This window comes from Erwinia piriflorinigrans CFBP 5888, from assembly GCF_001050515.1.
GTDB lineage: Bacteria > Pseudomonadota > Gammaproteobacteria > Enterobacterales > Enterobacteriaceae > Erwinia > Erwinia piriflorinigrans.
In genome coordinates, this window is record NZ_CAHS01000016.1 from 77,367 (window position 1) to 93,814 (window position 16,448).

The following is a 16,448-nucleotide window of genomic DNA, read 5'->3' on the forward strand; positions in this document are numbered from 1 at the left end:
GACACTTTATCGCAAGGATTTGCTGGCGGAATTTTCCTCATTAACCCGTTGCATGATTTTCACCGGCTGGTGTAAGCAATCAAAGAATATACCCCTGAATATAATAAGTGCATTTACAATGCATCTTTAAACACTATAAGATGCATCTAAAATACACCTTATAATTTCCGTACGCAGGAGCCAAAAATGCTGGATAGCCAAACCATTGCCATTGTTAAATCCACCCTTCCCGCCGTTGCAGAACTGGGGCCACGCCTTACTGAACATTTCTACCAACGCCTGTTCAGCCATCACCCCGAGCTGAAAGATATCTTTAATATGAGCAACCAGAGTAACGGCAATCAACGCGTTGCGCTGTTCAATGCCATCGCGGCTTATGCCAGCAACCTGGAAAATCTTGCGGCACTTGGCCCGGCGGTGGAAAAGATCGCGCAAAAACACACCACCTTTGCTGTCAGCCCCGCCCAGTATGCCGTGGTCGGTGAGCATCTGTTGGCGACCATTGACGAGATGCTGCATCCCGGTGACGACGTTCTGACTGCCTGGGGTAATGCCTACGGCGTATTGGCCGGCGTGTTCGTACAGCGTGAAGAGCAGATTTATCAGCAGTCGGAGGCAAAAAATGGCGGCTGGCGCGGTCAGCGCGAATTTGTTATCAGTGAAGTCATTCCACAGGGCTCATTGATTAAAAGCTTTGTGCTAACGCCCGTCGACGGTCAGCCGGTAGCTGACTATCGTCCGGGGCAGTATCTGGCACTGTGGGTGAAGGACCCATCGTTTGAAAATCAGGAAATTCGTCAATATTCCCTGACGCGTACGCCAAACGGTCGTGATTATCGCATTGCCGTGCGTCATGAACCGGGCGGTACCCTGTCAGGCTGGCTGCATCAGCAACAGCCAGGTGCACGTTTACATCTGTCGCCACCGGCGGGTGATTTCTTTATCGATATCGACGCACAAACGCCAGTGACGCTGATTTCCGGCGGCGTTGGTCTGACGCCGATGCTGGCGATGCTGCATAAGCTGGCACAGGACAGACATCCCGCCTCAGTGCAATGGCTGCACGCCACGGCAAATGGCCAAACTCATGCTTTCGCGGAAGAGGTCAACGCGCTGGGGACACGGCTGCCTGCATTCTCCCAGCAGATCTGGTATCAGCATCCTCAGGATCAGGATGAAGGGAAGTATCACCACCAGGGACTCATCAACCTGATGCCGCTGGAGTCGAGTCTTAGCGATAAAACGATGCATTATTATCTGTGTGGCCCGCTGGCGTTTATGGAAGCGGTGGAGCAGAGCCTGCTGCGGCTTGGCGCCGATAAAAACCGCATCCACTATGAGGTGTTCGGGCCGCATAAAACCCTGTAGAAGATCCTGTGTTTTTCAGCAAAAGGCCAGCAGAAGCTCGTGGCGCTTCCCTGGAGCGATCAAAGATATTAAGAACAGGTCACCAAGGCGGGAAGGTAGGGTGGCCTGTTTGAATATCGGCAACGCTATCTATTTTCTGGTGCAGGTATAAGCTCGCGAGCGTCATTGTGGTCTTAAGCACTTGATAGGTTTATAGATAATTCATCGGGCGGCAAAATAATAAAAATACCCTCTGTAAACGTTAAGAACATTTATTTCATAATCATTTTAAAAACCTGGAATAAGGAAACTCCGAAAATAAATCATGGTAATTTAATCAATTAAGATTAATTTTTGCAAAGCAGAGCCAACTCAAAATAAAACACCCCTTCATCACATTTTTTCAACTTGAAGATGATAACACCATCTTTTCCCCTCAAATAAAATAATATGCCACCACGTGGCCTTTTTGTTCGTTTATCAACTCTTTACACTTTAAAAAATGAACTTAACTGTCCTATTAACCACCGCAAATAAAAATGTAATACTTTATTTCAATAAACACACAAGAGAAATCACTATTGATGAAAAGAATTGCCCAGGGGATCAATTAACTCACCTAAAATCCTCTCCCCGTAAATCGGGATGAAGCGCTCTTTTTGTGGCTGATCCTTCACAAATCGCTAATAAATGCGACTAACCCCAAAGCATAATGGGCCGTTACATCGTTAAAACTTCTGTGATGATAACCGCAAGAAAGCCATGCTAACGGTTACACTATGAAATAAGTAATTTCACTTATTAACCAGAAAAAACATTGCTAATTAGTGAAAAATCCAGTGCATAAGCCATTCCTAATAAGACAATGTTTTCTAACTACTTTATCGTCATCATTAAGAATAATTAATTTAACATCATGGGTTTTTAACTATAAATCAATTGGTTATAAAGGAAAGTGCTTCCAGTTACATTAGCATTGCAATACTGTTAAAGTTATTTTATGGTGTTTTTGGCCCGATAGTTTCGACGCAGCGTCCAGTTTTTACTTAAAGCGTGTTTTTCCAGATTGTCAGCATTACGACTTCAATTTTTAATTTAAAAAATCCTCAGGCGGGTTTGAACAATTTTGATCACCCGCTCCAAGCTGAACAGTGAGTTTTGTCGATGACAAAAGGAATTTAACATGAATACAGATGCTATTCCCCAGCAGACAGAAATGTTCGATTTTGCATTGCCCACGCGTATTATTTTAGAGAGTGGCTGCCTGAGTAAATTGCATCATTTTTTGTCTGAGGCTGGAAAAAGAAAAGCGTTAGTTGTATTGAGTGAAGGAGCAAAAGAACGCCACTCCAGTATTGCTGAAATTTTAAACTCAAAGCGAAAAGATCTTGAAGTAACACCTTATTTCCTGAAAAAAAACTTTAAAGCCTCAACGGATGAACTTCATGAAATAAAGTGTTACCTCGATAAAAACGACTATGACGCGATAGTTTCAGTCGGTGGCGGCAATATTATAGACTTTGTGAAAGTCGCAGCGATCGCTCTCGACCCAAATGTCAATATCACAACCTGTGTCGGAAAGAGTTTCGATGTCGTTGAGCGCAAATTGTTCCATGTCGCCGTCCCGACCACATTCGGCACAGGCTCGGAGGTGACAAAGGGGGCGATTATTTTAGATAACCAAACAAATCAGAAAGATGGCGTGCGTGGCAATGCCATTTTCCCCGACCTGGCCATTATTGACCCGGCACTGGGTAGTACCCTTCCCGATAATGTACTCAGAGAAACATTATTTGATAGTTTTACTCATTCTTTTGAAGCCCTGCATGCCGAAAAACGCAATCCATTGACGCGGATGCTGGCAATAAATGCGTTGAGAATGATTAGTCAGAATATTGAACGATATACGCGTAAAGAGACAGATAATACGTTTTATTATCAAGCTGCATTCAGTTCTTTACTGGGAGGCTTTTGTATCTGTCATAACAGTACCTGTCTGCCCCATCGCTTCGAGCAGGCTTTTTCACCCTTTTACCGCCTGTCACACGGTGCTGGCCTTGCGGCAATTTATCCCGCATGGGTCGCCGCCCTGGAAAAAGAGGGCAAGATTGATCCTTTGCTTTCTCAGGTTAGCCATAACAAAACGGCAACGGAATATGTTGCTCATATTCTCAGCCAGCTCAATTTATCAGATGCCAGTCAACGGCTTGATGAAATCACATTACCGCCCAGCTCAATGGCTGAACGCGTGACGGGAAACATTGCCAACGACCCGCTTATAAATGGCCATCACGGCGATATTGTCGTTTCTCTTCTACAGACAATTTTGGCGAAACCATAATGAACTATTCCCTGATTTGCCATGATAAAAAAACACAGATGTACCAGCCTGAAGCTGAGATCGCTTTACGACCCGGTTTTTTGCAAATCGAAATTGAAAAAGCGGCTATTTGTGGCTCAGATTATATGGTCCTTAATGGTACTCACCCCTATAAGCAGTATCCCGCTATTCTGGGACACGAGTTTATAGGAAAAGTGGTAAAAACATCCTCTGACGTCCCTTTTAACAAGGGGCAATGGGTAACGGGTTTATCCTATGGCGCCTGTGAGGAATGCGCTGCCTGCCAAAACGGGCTGGGCAATCACTGCGAAAATAAAGTGACCTATAACACAGCAGGAAGCAGCGGGGCGTTTACCCGCAATATGATAGCCCATTACAGCTCTCTTTTACCGCTGCCAGAACAAGAGAATATAGCGGAGCAATATGTATTATCCGAGCCGCTAAGCATTATCGTGCATGCTATGCGCAAGGTTGATTTCAGCAGCGCCAATAAAATAGCCATTATCGGGGCTGGAGCAATGGGGCTGCTCAGCGCAATTTATTGTCACGAAGAAAAGGGAATGGCGTCGATCACCATAACGGACAACCTTGCTGCCCGACAGCAATTTACCCAGTCACTGGGCTTTTCGGCGGTAAAAAATCTGCACCAGGAAAATGAGAACAGTATCGATATTTTAATCGTTGCGGGGGGAAGCGAGTTAGATTTAGATGAGTATCTCAAATATCTCGCCCCTGCTGCTCAGATCGTGCTGATATCCTATTTCGATACAAGATCATCCATTGATATGAATACGCTGGTCAGGAAAGAAGTTACCCTTCACGGCTCATTTTTAAGCGATAAAGACGACCTACAGGTTGCGATTGACATCATTCAGCGCACGGCTAAGACATCCTCAAATCTGAAAAAGATAATTTCACAAGCTATTCACTTTTCTGAACTGCGGGATTTTATGCTAAACCAAAGCAGCGTAGGGAAAGTTGTCGTTAACCAGCCGGGAGTATTATTATGAAGCTGAACGCTTTCGTTATTGGCGCTACGGGATGGACGGGTGCTGAAATAATACGCCTGCTTGAACAGCACCCCCATATAGCGGATATTTATCCCATCTCACGCGATGCTGATATCGAGCTGGAGTCGATTCATCCTAATCTTACCGGAATTAATAAAAAAACATGGTCTCTGCAAAGCCTGCCGCCCGTCACCCCGGACGTCGTATTTATTTCCCTGCCGTCGGGGAAATCGCAGGAAGTCGCCAGCCTTTTCAATAATGATCGTACGCGCATTATCGATTTGGGTGCAGATTTCCGTTTTGCAGATCCGGCCACGTTTGAAAAAATTTACGGCAAGCCGCATCTGGCACCGGCCTTACAAAACGCTTTTCGCTACGGCTATGTCGAGGAGTTCAGGGAAGAGATCGGGCAGAGCCGCTTAATTGCTAATCCCGGCTGCTATGTTAATGCCGCACTCTGTAGCCTGCTGCCGTTGATCAAAAAAAATATAATTGATACGGAAAATATCTTTATTAGCGCCGTCAATGGCACATCCGGTGCCGGAAGCAGCGCAAAACGTGAATTGCTGCATTATAACATGATTAATAATATGCTGGCTTACTCCTTAAATGGCCATCGCCACACGCAGGAAATTGAAACGGTGATTAAAACCGTGACCGGAAATGAAGCGAACGTCTCGCTGGTGACCTCGCACGGTAACTTTGCCCGTGGCATATTTATGATTCTGGCCGTTAAGCTTAAGGATAATGTTAATGCAGACCGTCAAGCCATTTTGAATGATTTAAGTGAATATTATGAAAGCAATCCGTTTGTGTTTATTACCGGAAAAGAGCGCGGAGCCAGCGGCATTGAAAAAGATTATGCTATATATCCCCAGCTGGCGAAGGTTATCGGATCAAACTCCTGTCATATTTCTGTAGATATCGTGGCCGACAAGCGAGAATTACGCATTGTCAGCGTCATCGATAATCTGGTGAAAGGAGCAGCCGGAACGGCTATTCAAAATATGAATATCATGATGGGTTATAACGAGACAACGGGGTTAAGCCGCTATGGAATATAACAGTAAAGTCCTGGTCGTAGATAGCATTCACGAGAAACTTCTTAGATTCCTGAATAAAAACTACGAGGTGACGATTGAACATCCTGTCACGCGTGAAAAATTGCAGAATATCATAAAGGATTATGATGTCCTGGTATTACGCAGCGGGGCGCAGGTTGACAAAAAGCTACTCGAACAGGGCAGCCGCTTACATACCATTATTCGCGCCGGGACAGGCACTGATAATATCGATTTAAAAGCGGTTAGCGAGCGGGGGATCAACTTTTACAATACGCCGAGCACTAACTCACGCGCCGTGGCCGAGCTGAGCTTTGGCCTGATGCACTGTTTATCCAGGCACATCCGGCGCGCCAGCAACGAGATTGAAAAGAATATCTGGAACAAGAAGTCGCTTCTGGGCTTTGAGCTGACGCAAAAAAAGCTCGGCCTGGTAGGATTTGGCAGTATCGGTAAGGAAATAGCCGATATTGCCAAAGGATACCGCATGGATATCCATTGCACCGTATCCCAATACTCCACCGAGCGCGCAGCACAGTTAGCTAAGGAAAAAATCACCCTGCATGTAGACCTGCACAATATGTTGAGGCTCTGCGATATTGTGGTTATCTGCTGCCCCTACACTGAACAAACTCAACAACTTATTGATGCTGCCGCGCTCTCCTGCCTCAGTACCGGATCTATTCTGGTGAATGTGGCACGCGGAGGCGTTATCGATGAAGAACAGCTGTGGCTGGCATTAAAAGAGAAGCGTCTTTACGCAGCAGCCAGCGACGTATTTATCAATGAAAGAGCCCCTTCTCCACTGTTTAGCCTAGCCAATTTTATCGGTACTCCGCATATCGGTGCGATGTCGAATGAGTCACAGCAGAAGATTGCGGATTTAATTATTCACTATTTGCAAGAGCAGGAAAAGAGCATCGCAGGCGTAAGAAAACAGACTTCGACGTTACGACCTATTTTTAATTGAAAAATAAACGGAGTAAATATGAATCTTCAACAACGTTTGGCACAAGGTAAGCACACGCAGTTTATGGAAGCCCATAACGGTCTGAGCGCAAAGATAGTCGAACAGGTTGGCTTTGAAGCTATCTGGGCATCCGGCCTGTCAATGAGTGCGGCGATGGGGCTGTCAGACAGAAACGAGGCATCATGGTCGCAGGTGATCAATGCGCTTGAGCAAATGGCTGATAACACCCATATTCCGATTCTTGTCGATGGAGACTCCGGCTTCGGCAACTATCTTAATGTTATCCGTTTCGTTAAAAAGCTCAAACAAATCAATATCTTTGCAATGTGCATCGAAGATAAAATGTTTCCAAAAATAAATTCCTTTATCGGCGAAAATCAGCCGCTTGCGCCAATTTCAGAGTTCTGCAATAAAATCAGGGCCGCTAAGGATACGGGGGGAGAACAGTTTACCGTCGTTGCTCGTATTGAAGCACTGATCTCCGGTCGCTCTATGGATGAAGCGCTGGAAAGAGCTGAAGCCTATAAAGAGGCAGGGGCTGATGCAATACTTATCCATTCGAAAAAGAAAGATGCCGGAGAGGTGTTTACCTTCTCAGAAAGGTGGAATGGAAAGCTGCCGCTGTTTGCCGTACCCACCAAGTATTATAAAACGGAATATCAGGAGTTTGTGAATCACGGTGTCAGTAACCTGATCTGGGCTAACCACCTAATCCGTAGTTCGGTGCGCAGCATGAGGGAAACAGCGCAAACCATCTTCAATGAAAAGTCACTGATCAATATTGAAAAGAATGTTTCAACGCTTGATGAACTCTTTTCATTGACCAGTGAAAGATATATGGATGGGCTGGAATCAAAATATAACAATTAATTCAAAGATCCCGCTATAAGATAAATATGTACCCTACAACATATAAATACCGTTATATGTGGAATGCTGATGACTATTCTTTAAGAATACATTAATTCCTTTATCGGAGAAAAAAATGATCAATATCGCAATTGTTGGCGGTGGACCTAATGGATTATATTTCCTTAACGGGCTGCTCAGCGTATTTAAAGAACTGGATATCAGTAAGGGATTAAGTCTGACTTTATTTGATAAGCATGGCTATTTCGGTTCCGGCTGGCCTCACTCCCCTGCCCAGGCTAAAACCAGTATGCTTAATCGCATCGTGGGTCAGATCGCTTTTGCACCTGACAAAACTAATGGAACCAGCCAGAACTACTCTGAAAGCACGCGCGTGACTTTCAATGAATGGCTGAACAAAAAATATCAGGCGACCCAGGATAAACGCTATCAGCTTAACGCGGATGATTTTCCGACGCGTGAGCTGTATGGCGAATCGCTTGTTGAAATATTTCAGGATCTGGTGACCGAGCTCAGACAGGCGGGGATCGTGGTTAATCTGATAAAAGATAGCGTAGAAAAACTCACTAAAGACAAGGGTAAATATCAGCTGGTCAGTGCGCAAAAACCAGACGGTGATGAATTCGATATGGTGATGCTGGCGACGGGCCATCAGGAATCTGAGGATAACTTCTATCTTGCGCCTTTCCTCAAAAAACATACTGAATATTATAACTTTGCCTATCCACTGTTCGATGTGCCGCACTGGAAAGAAAAGCGAATTGCCGTCATTGGTATGGGGTTAACGGCGATCGACACGCTACTTTATTACACGGAAAATAAAGGCGGCCGGTTTTATCGCGAAAAAGGAAAGCTACAGTATCAACCGGGCGGAAACGAACCGGCCAGGCTATTTGCGTTAAGCCGCTCTGGATATTTCACCTACAGCCGCCCTCATAACGCTAAAGAAGTTGATTTAGCCAAATATGAACATCAGGGATATTTCTTTACGCGCAGCCTGATTGACCAGATGCGCCAGAACCTGGGCGCGCCAGCGCATAAAGAAAGCTCCGCTGAAAATCATAAGCTACAGCTTGACTTCGATCTGCACGTATTCCCGGTGCTCATGTTGGAGCTACAGCTTTGCTACTATCGCATTCTTTTCGGCCACGAAGTGCTGGCGATCATGATGGCGGAAAGCCGCCCGTTAGTTGAGCAGTTTATTGCCGGCAGTCGCGCCTTCAACTCACAAAAAGAGACCGCCATCAACTGGCTGACCCAGGCGCCCCAACGACTGGCCTTAGAGGCCATTTTTCTTATCCGCCGTTATCTGAACGAAGGTAAGGCGTCCCATTTCCACGGCGTACCGATTGAAGCGCTGGTGAAGCGTTTTGTTTATGTTGTCAGCGGGCAGAGTGCGCCTGAGCATGAAGCGCTGCACAGCTTTACCCGCTCTGCGCTGGCACAGCCAGGCCCCTGGGAGCATCACCGTGAGCCGGAAAATCACTTATTCAACTGGGATATGATTGTCGATCCGATTAAACATATGGATCTGCCGTCAGGAATATCCTGGCGAGAAAAACTATTGGCCTTTATGCACTGGGATCGACGGCAGTCAGAGCAGGGTAATCTGGATAATCCTTATAAAGGTGCCTGTGACGATGTTTTCCGCGATCTACGCCAGACCGTGGTTTATGCCGTGGACTTCGGCGGTATCTCACCGGCCTCTTACAATAATATGCTGAAGGATTTCTATGCGGTGCATAACCGGGCAGCAAATGGTAACTGCATTGAACTGATGGAGAAGATCGAAGCATTGATTGCAGCTGATATCGTAGACGTGACTTATGCAAAAGCGAATATTCAGATTCAGGATGAAAAGGTATGGCTACACAGCTTGAGCGATGCCGGAAACTTTACCAACGTCGATGCAATGATCGATGCAAAGCTGCACAACTTTAACGTCAGAAAAGCGAAAAATGGCCTGTTCCGTGGCCTGATTGAAGAAAACGTCGCCAGTTACTGGATCCATAAAGATCAGCGTGGCGTGGAGGGTGCCACATCCGGATTCAACCTGACGCGTAATTTTCAGCTTATCAATGCCCAGGGTAAGAAAGAGCGCCTTTTCTGCGTAGGCCAGCCTTCTGAAGGCATTATGTTTTTCCAGAATGGTTCTATCCGGCCCAATGTTAACCACCATGTGGCTAATGACGTTTTGGCCTGTATGGTTGCGGTTAAAAAAGAGCTGGAGGTGATGCTGGAAAGCCAGAAGGCGACGCTACTAATTACCGATTAATCGCGGTGGATATGACCTGAACTTTATCGTTCTTAACTAAAATATGACTCTGTGAGGCGTAAAAATGTATATGTATCCATTCGCAGGTTATCAACCCAGCCTGCCTAAGGTCGTTAGAGGAAAAGGAATATGGCTGTATGATGAAGACGGAAAAAGCTATATAGATGCCTCTTCCGGCCCGATGACGGTTAATTTGGGGCATTGTCACCCGGATATTATTTCCGCCATGCAGCAGCAGATCGAGCGTTTGCATTTTGCCTACCGTCTCCATTTCCGCAGCGATGAGGCAGAGCGTCTGGCTGAAAAATTAGTGGAATTATCCGATGATAATAAGGGCTATGCTTTTTTTATGAACGGAGGTTCAGAAGCATCAGAAGCGGCTTACCGTATCGCGCTTGATTACCATCGAAGCCAGGGAAAGGATAAAAAGGTTCTGGCATTGGGAAGAAATATTTCAAACCACGGTAATACCATTCAGTCATTAATCTATGGCGACGATCGCGCACGCAAGGTTAACTTACTCAATAAAGTTATCGATCCGCTGATCAGTGATATCAGGCTTCCGTCCTACTATGACCTGCATTCTTCACACGATAAGGACTCTGAGGAATATCTGTCTGAATGTCTGAAAGAGACTTTTGACATCATTGACAAAGTCGGTGCCGAGAACATTGCCTGCGTATTTATTGAACCCATCACCGCCTCTTCGGGTGGCGCGTTAGTCCCGCATAAAGACTATATTAAAACGTTGAAAGCGGGCCTGGTTGAACGGGATATTTTGCTGGTCGCTGATGAAATCGTCACCGGACTTGGGCGAACCGGGGAGTGGTTCAACATGAAGACGTGGGGCGCTGAATCTGACATTACCGTCATCGGTAAAGGCTTAGGCGCAGGATTTACGCCAATATCCGGACTGCTGATTTCACGTCAAATCGGTCAGGCGCTAGCCTCACTCAGCCCACCCCACTTTATCGGTCATACCTATTCGGGAAATCCTTTGTCCACCGGCGTGGCATTAGCAGTACTGGACACCCTGGAAAATAAAATCGGTATGGATGTGATAAAAGCGAAGGGCGAATATTTTGGCCGGCTGCTAAAAGAGATGACCGACGGCATCGACAGCGTGGTTGATGTTCGTGGACAGGGCTTGCTGTGGGCGGTAGAGACACGGCTTAACCGGCAGCTTGCTGAATCTTTTGTTAGCCACGGTCATAAGCTGGGTATTAACCTCTACCCTTGCCGTTCTTCGGGTAAACAAGGAGAAGCATTGACCTTTCTGTTTACTCCGCCGCTGGTCATCACAGAGCCAGAGATGGACGAGTTGGTTCGCCGTTTCACCCTCGTGATGAAAGAGAAAGCATGAGCGCTGCGTCCCCCATGCTCTTCAGCGCGGGCATGAACATTAACCGGGGTGTGAAGGATCACCCCCGTATTGATGAGGAGATTGACTCTCTTCGTCCGCTGGTTAATGAGGGTTCACGCATTATTATCCTCAATCATCAGGGGGATTATGCGAAAGGCACTGCGGAACCCACTCCCTGGCTTGCCAGCCTGCTTGCTGAACGATTAAAGCGCCCGGTAGATTATTTTGATCATTGTATCGGCCCGGAAGCGTTGCGCTATGGCGCTCACCTGCCCCCAGGTTCCATAACGATAATGGGCAACACCCGTCTTTATCCGCAGGAACAGCAAAATGATGCCGATTTTGCCCGTCAGCTGGCAGGCCTGGGAGAACAGTTAGTCATTGGTGGCTTTTCTAAGCTGCACCGCCTCAACGCGTCGAATAGCGCCATTAAAAAGTTTATCCCCTGGCGATATTCACTGGGGGTACAGGCGCAGCTTGATAAGCTGGACATGCTGCAAACGCAGCTTTTCCAGAATAAAAAAACCATCCTGATCCTGGGCGGTAATAAAAAAGAGAAGCTGCACTTTCTTTTTAATCATGCGCTGTTGCCTGGTGTTGACCGAGTTATCGTCGGCGGGCTGGTATTGAACAGCGTACTGAAGGCACGGGGGCTGCCCATCGGGCGCTCTGAATATTTTCGCTTGCCGCATGATGTGCTTTATAGCCCGCGCCTCTTTATTCCACAGATAGTGATTGTCAGAGCCGTTAGCGGCGATTTAGAGCAACGTCACGTTACGCATGTGCGTGAAAATGACGTTATTGTGGATTTCGTTTTTGACGCGGCGTTCTTTGCGGATATCAAACGGCCCGGCGACTACTCCTTTTTTGCCGCAGGGCCGTTGAGCTTACCGCAAAGTCAGTATGCCCATCTGGCTTACCAGTCCTTGCATCATAAAGGGATTGAAGGGCTGTTTATGGGCGGAGATACGCTTTCAGAGGTCAACACCTTTTCATACTGTTCGTCGGGAGGAGGTGCGGTGCTGCATTTTTTCTCGGTGGGTTATTAGTCACTTATACCTCAGGATAACCATGCAACTTAACAATGGGAAAATAGTGGGCCAGCTCATTGCTGTGCATAAAAACTGTGGTAAGGAGTTAGCGGGAACCTTTTTCGTTCGGCTGATTTATTTTATATCATGGCCTTATATGGTGATCGTTTTTCAGCAAGACTATGGTCTGAATGAACTGGAAACCGGCTTCTTGCTGTTTATGGCCACCCTGACCGCCTTTTTTTCAACACAGGTGGCAGGCAGCGCCATCGATCGCGGCAGGCTGAAGACCATTTATATGCTGGCCAGCCTGCTACTGGCAGCAGGCATTGCGCTACTGCTGACACACCGCCTGAGCGCGGCGATCGTCGGGCTTAACCTGCTCGTTCTGGCTACCCGCTGCCTGGAGACCGGGTTCAAGGTCACCCTGAGCGATCGCGCCCGGCGCGAAATTGTCGAAATGGCGCATAATACCCGCTATTACTATGTCAACATTGGCGGAGCCCTGGCCCCGACGATTGTCGCGTTAACAGGGTTACACAACCGCGTATTTCTGCTGTATGGCTGCCTGATACTGGCCTTATTGATTGGTCTCTATACGTTGTTTTATGGTTCAGGCATTCGCCAGTCAGCCGCTAAAAAAAACCTGTTCGCAAGCCTGGCGGCTATTCGTCAGGACAAAACGTTTTTACAACTGTGTCTGTTTAGCATCCTGTTTTATATGGTTATGGCCAGCAATGATACGGTGCTGCTGATGTTATTAAGCCAGCACTTTTCGCAGAAAGATGCGCTTCACTATTATGCCAGCATTCAGGTGGTGAATACGTTGATGGTGCTGCTTTTATACTTCCCGATAAATCACTTCATGCTGCGTTTCGATTTGCGCGCCAGAGTATTTATCGCGCTGGGTATCATAATATCAAGCCAGATGATGATCTATTTCAACCTGTTGCAAAACGGTTATCTGATGGTAATTTTTGCCCTTATATTTACGTCGGGGGAAATTATTGCTATTTCCTCGTCCAATTACGCGCTGGAACTGTTAACACCCGATGAACATAAAGGGGCATACTTTTCATTTTATAATATCTATATGACCGGCATGGCATTAGCGCCTTTAGTCGGCGGGGCCTTTCTTAAGCTGGGAGTAGGCGATAGTTATTATCTTTTCATGTCCGTCATACTGCTGATCGCCTCTTTTATTTTCAATCTTATTTTTACTGCTGGAAGATTCTCTTTGCAAACTGAGTCGAGGTAATGCTATGCGCTTTTTCCCACTGCCCGGCGGTAACGAAACGGGTATCTTGTTCAACGAGGAAAAAATAACCCGGGAAGACATTCGTCATCAGACATGTTCCCTGGCCGATATACTGCTAAACAGGTGGCCCAGCCCCTTAAAGCGCGTCGCTATGCTGGTTGATCCCTGCCCCGCGCAGCAAATTTGCGTGCTGGCTTTGCACCATGCTGGCATCACCTGTGTTCCTCTGGCTAAAAGCCTGCCGTCAGAACGTATCCGGGCAATCGTTGAACAGCTGAATATTGACCTGGTGATTAGTGATATGTCGCAGGAAATTGACCCCGGCATCCAGCTGGCTGAGCTGATCGAAATGGCACGCTGTCACGACGGTGAACTGATTGAGCCCGTTGACGCACCCGCAGATGCCGACTGCCTGATATTGCATACCTCCGGCAGCACCGGGGTGCCAAAAGCCATCGCCTTGAGTCGGGATAATATCCTGTCAATGCTAACAGCCTTTATCGCCACGCCCTTGTTCGGCGCATCTTCGATGGCGAATCGGATATGTAGCTTCGATTTTTCGATCGTAGAAACGCTGCCTTATTTATATCAGGGCAGGCTTTTGCATATTATCGATCAGCCCACGCGTGACTCCCCACAGCGACTTGCACAAGCCATCATGACCTCGCCAGCGGAGGTTATCGCCATGACGCCATCATGGTTTTATGAAGTCGCACGACACATGCTGTCACTGGAGCATCACTATCCCGACCCGAAGCCGAAAAAAATGATATTTGGCGGGGAAAAAATTAAGTATCCGGCCCTCCGCGCCTGGTGGAACATTTTTGTTGAGCACCATGATTATCAGGTTTTTAATATTTATGGTCCGACTGAATGCAGTGTATTTGTGACTTATCATGCTGTCACCGCCGATGATACCCGCTCGACCGCCGCAAAAATTGGTGAAATATTCGGCGAAAATGACATTCTGTTGCTCAATGAGCAAGGAGATGGCATCGATGAGGAACATCAGGAAGGTCGGATAATTGTCCGTGGCCGATCCGTGGCAACAGGCTATCTCACCGCAAGCGGTCATCAACGATTCAGCACGCAACAGGGTGCTAAACTTTATGATACGGGAGACGTGGGATATCGCATCGGTGCAACCTATTATATTGTTGGGCGGATCGACAATCAGGTTAAAGTACGCGGATTTCGCGTCGATCTCGATGAAATAACCCGGCATATCACGGCCATGGTGGGAGAGGGAGATTGCCATGTCGCCGTATTGAATAACGAGCGCACGGATCATATCGTGGCATTCGTGACGGCCAGGCAGAGCAATATTGCCGAGGAGATTTACCGTTATCTTGCAACGCGGCTGCCTGAATACGCCTTGCCAAACCATATTTGCCGACTGGAGCATCTGCCGACCAATGCCAACGGCAAAGTGGATGAACGTGCCTTGCGCCATATCTATCTGCAAACGCTGGATGAAAAAAATGTGCGGCTACTGGCACAGCGTATAAAATCTTATGCCTGGCCCGCGCACTATACCCTGATGGATCTGCATCTGACCTCTCTTGAGACGGTCGAGCTGATTATCGAGCTTGAAATCGCGTATGGTGTCACGATCCCATGCGTAGATAAGAAACAAAACCTGCACCAGCTGGCCAACCTTTGCGAAAGTTCACCTAAAACCGGCCCGTCACTGTGCGATCAGCCTTTACTGCATGCCAGCCGTACCTTGCCGACTCAAGGGTACTATTGTGATAATTATTTTAAATATCACATCCTGCGCGATGCGGTTTCCATTACGCTGCTGTTCCCCGAGGATGTTTCCGCTGCCAGCATTCGTGAAGGGCTGTGGCGGTTGCTCAATAATGTTCCCTCGCTACACTGCCGCCTGGCAGAGCAAGATGGTGAAATCTGGCAATTCGATAGCGATTTACCTGGCGATGTGACACATTTTGAGCTGCCCGCCTCGGCCACGCCGCATCTGTCAGCAGACTTTGATTTTGCACAGGGGAAACTCTTCTATTATCAGCTGCATCAGGATCGCCAGGGACATCTTCTGACATTGCATATAGCACACGTCATTGCGGATGGCTTCGCCTGTAAGGTATTAATCGGCTGGCTTTTACAGCTGATTGAGCAGGATAGTGCTCCTCCGGTAAAGAACCTTCATCAATACGCCAGTCTTGTCTGGCAGACCATGCCGGTTGACCTAGAACCACAGCGCCAGTTTTGGGCGGTGCAGGGCAGCATCGCTCATCCAAAACGGCTTTTTGGCAACATCCCTGTCGCCATACAACCAGGCGAAGTATCGGGCAGTATCAGCAGACTGATGTGTGATTACCTGCCGGTCGGGATAATTAACCGGCATATTGTTGAACGCGGTATATCGCTCCATGCTTTTGTCTCTTACGCAGTCTGGCGCTTACAGCAGCGTATCTGTCCCGATCCCCGGCTGGAATTCCACTCCCCTGTCGGGAATCGCGATAGCGGAAACAGCGCGGTGATTGCTAACCTGATAAAAATTGTGCCTTTCAGCATTGAGCTTGATGTTGATCTGCCAACGTTCGCACAGCTTTTACAGATGCAACAAGCCATAGATCTGAGTATTGCCAACTGTCAGCTCAGCTGGGGCGAAATAGCCAACTTAACGCAACGACCGCGCATTGGCCTGATTGTCGCGGAAAGCCCCAAGCCTTTTCATGACATCCAGAGAGGAATAAAAGAATATTATTCTCCGGCACCGGTGATAGCCAAAAACGCCCTTTCTTTCTTTTACTGCTCGCTCAAAGATGGCTTGAAAGTCGATCTGCGCTATAACCTGTCGGTGGCAAATGAGGCGTTTATTCATCACCTCCGGGATCGGTTCAATCAGGAGCTGATAAATATCATTTCTGAGCTCACTGAAATCGGTGAGAAAGCATGAAA

General features: G+C 47.3%; 11 protein-coding genes. All 11 read left to right on the plus strand.

The genetic code is table 11. The features are described from left to right. The first annotated feature begins 186 nt into the window (after positions 1-186). The 11 genes from hmpA (at position 187) to EPIR_RS12730 (ending at position 16,446) form a co-directional block, all read left to right on the plus strand. Positions 187-1,368, plus strand: a complete 1,182-nt coding sequence (gene hmpA / locus EPIR_RS12680; RefSeq protein WP_023655821.1) for an NO-inducible flavohemoprotein — start codon at positions 187-189, stop codon at positions 1,366-1,368. A 1,162-nt stretch (positions 1,369-2,530) separates the two neighbouring features. After that, positions 2,531-3,688 carry an iron-containing alcohol dehydrogenase gene (locus EPIR_RS12685; RefSeq protein WP_023655824.1) on the plus strand — a complete coding sequence of 386 codons (1,158 nt, stop codon included), beginning with the start codon at positions 2,531-2,533 and terminating at the stop codon, positions 3,686-3,688. After that, the gene (locus tag EPIR_RS12690) at positions 3,688-4,698 is read left to right on the plus strand and encodes a zinc-dependent alcohol dehydrogenase (RefSeq protein WP_023655825.1); all 1,011 of its coding nucleotides are present in this window, start codon (positions 3,688-3,690) and stop codon (positions 4,696-4,698) included. The genes EPIR_RS12685 and EPIR_RS12690 overlap by 1 nt, the downstream gene beginning before the upstream one ends. Further along, positions 4,695-5,762: an N-acetyl-gamma-glutamyl-phosphate reductase gene (gene argC / locus EPIR_RS12695; RefSeq protein ID WP_023655826.1), complete on the plus strand. Its 1,068-nt coding sequence runs from the start codon at positions 4,695-4,697 to the stop codon at positions 5,760-5,762. Before EPIR_RS12690 ends, argC begins: the two co-directional genes overlap by 4 nt. Next, complete coding sequence (locus tag EPIR_RS12700) at positions 5,752-6,729, plus strand: NAD(P)-dependent oxidoreductase (protein ID WP_023655827.1); 978 nt, start codon at positions 5,752-5,754, stop codon at positions 6,727-6,729. Before argC ends, EPIR_RS12700 begins: the two co-directional genes overlap by 11 nt. 18 nt (positions 6,730-6,747) lie before the next feature. Then, complete coding sequence (gene aepX, locus EPIR_RS12705) at positions 6,748-7,599, plus strand: phosphoenolpyruvate mutase (RefSeq protein ID WP_023655828.1); 852 nt, start codon at positions 6,748-6,750, stop codon at positions 7,597-7,599. Positions 7,600-7,714: 115 nt separating this feature from the next. Continuing rightward, a complete protein-coding gene (locus EPIR_RS12710) occupies positions 7,715-9,874 on the plus strand; it encodes an FAD/NAD(P)-binding protein (protein WP_023655829.1) in 2,160 nt (719 codons plus the stop codon). 64 nt (positions 9,875-9,938) lie between these two features. Then, positions 9,939-11,237: an aminotransferase family protein gene (locus tag EPIR_RS12715; protein ID WP_023655830.1), complete on the plus strand. Its 1,299-nt coding sequence runs from the start codon at positions 9,939-9,941 to the stop codon at positions 11,235-11,237. After that, complete coding sequence (gene pgk, locus EPIR_RS12720; RefSeq protein WP_023655831.1) at positions 11,234-12,286, plus strand: phosphoglycerate kinase; 1,053 nt, start codon at positions 11,234-11,236, stop codon at positions 12,284-12,286. The genes EPIR_RS12715 and pgk overlap by 4 nt, the downstream gene beginning before the upstream one ends. Before the next feature lie 22 nt (positions 12,287-12,308). Beyond that, positions 12,309-13,526, plus strand: coding sequence for an MFS transporter (locus EPIR_RS12725; RefSeq protein WP_023655832.1), 1,218 nt, complete (start codon positions 12,309-12,311; stop codon positions 13,524-13,526). Between the two features lie 4 nt (positions 13,527-13,530). Next, the gene (locus tag EPIR_RS12730; RefSeq protein WP_023655833.1) at positions 13,531-16,446 is read left to right on the plus strand and encodes an AMP-binding protein; all 2,916 of its coding nucleotides are present in this window, start codon (positions 13,531-13,533) and stop codon (positions 16,444-16,446) included. Positions 16,447-16,448 lie beyond the last annotated feature (2 nt).

Bases quoted from the DNA above. Each gene is read 5' to 3' on its own strand.
- EPIR_RS12710 (WP_023655829.1), top strand. From the start codon at position 7,715: ATGATCAATATCGCAATTGTTGGCGGTGGACCTAATGGATTATATTTC.
- EPIR_RS12730 (WP_023655833.1), top strand. From the start codon at position 13,531: ATGCGCTTTTTCCCACTGCCCGGCGGTAACGAAACGGGTATCTTGTTC.
- EPIR_RS12685 (WP_023655824.1), top strand. From the start codon at position 2,531: ATGAATACAGATGCTATTCCCCAGCAGACAGAAATGTTCGATTTTGCA.
- aepX (WP_023655828.1), top strand. From the start codon at position 6,748: ATGAATCTTCAACAACGTTTGGCACAAGGTAAGCACACGCAGTTTATG.
- EPIR_RS12715 (WP_023655830.1), top strand. From the start codon at position 9,939: ATGTATATGTATCCATTCGCAGGTTATCAACCCAGCCTGCCTAAGGTC.
- pgk (WP_023655831.1), top strand. From the start codon at position 11,234: ATGAGCGCTGCGTCCCCCATGCTCTTCAGCGCGGGCATGAACATTAAC.
- EPIR_RS12725 (WP_023655832.1), top strand. From the start codon at position 12,309: ATGCAACTTAACAATGGGAAAATAGTGGGCCAGCTCATTGCTGTGCAT.
- hmpA (WP_023655821.1), top strand. From the start codon at position 187: ATGCTGGATAGCCAAACCATTGCCATTGTTAAATCCACCCTTCCCGCC.
- EPIR_RS12690 (WP_023655825.1), top strand. From the start codon at position 3,688: ATGAACTATTCCCTGATTTGCCATGATAAAAAAACACAGATGTACCAG.
- argC (WP_023655826.1), top strand. From the start codon at position 4,695: ATGAAGCTGAACGCTTTCGTTATTGGCGCTACGGGATGGACGGGTGCT.
- EPIR_RS12700 (WP_023655827.1), top strand. From the start codon at position 5,752: ATGGAATATAACAGTAAAGTCCTGGTCGTAGATAGCATTCACGAGAAA.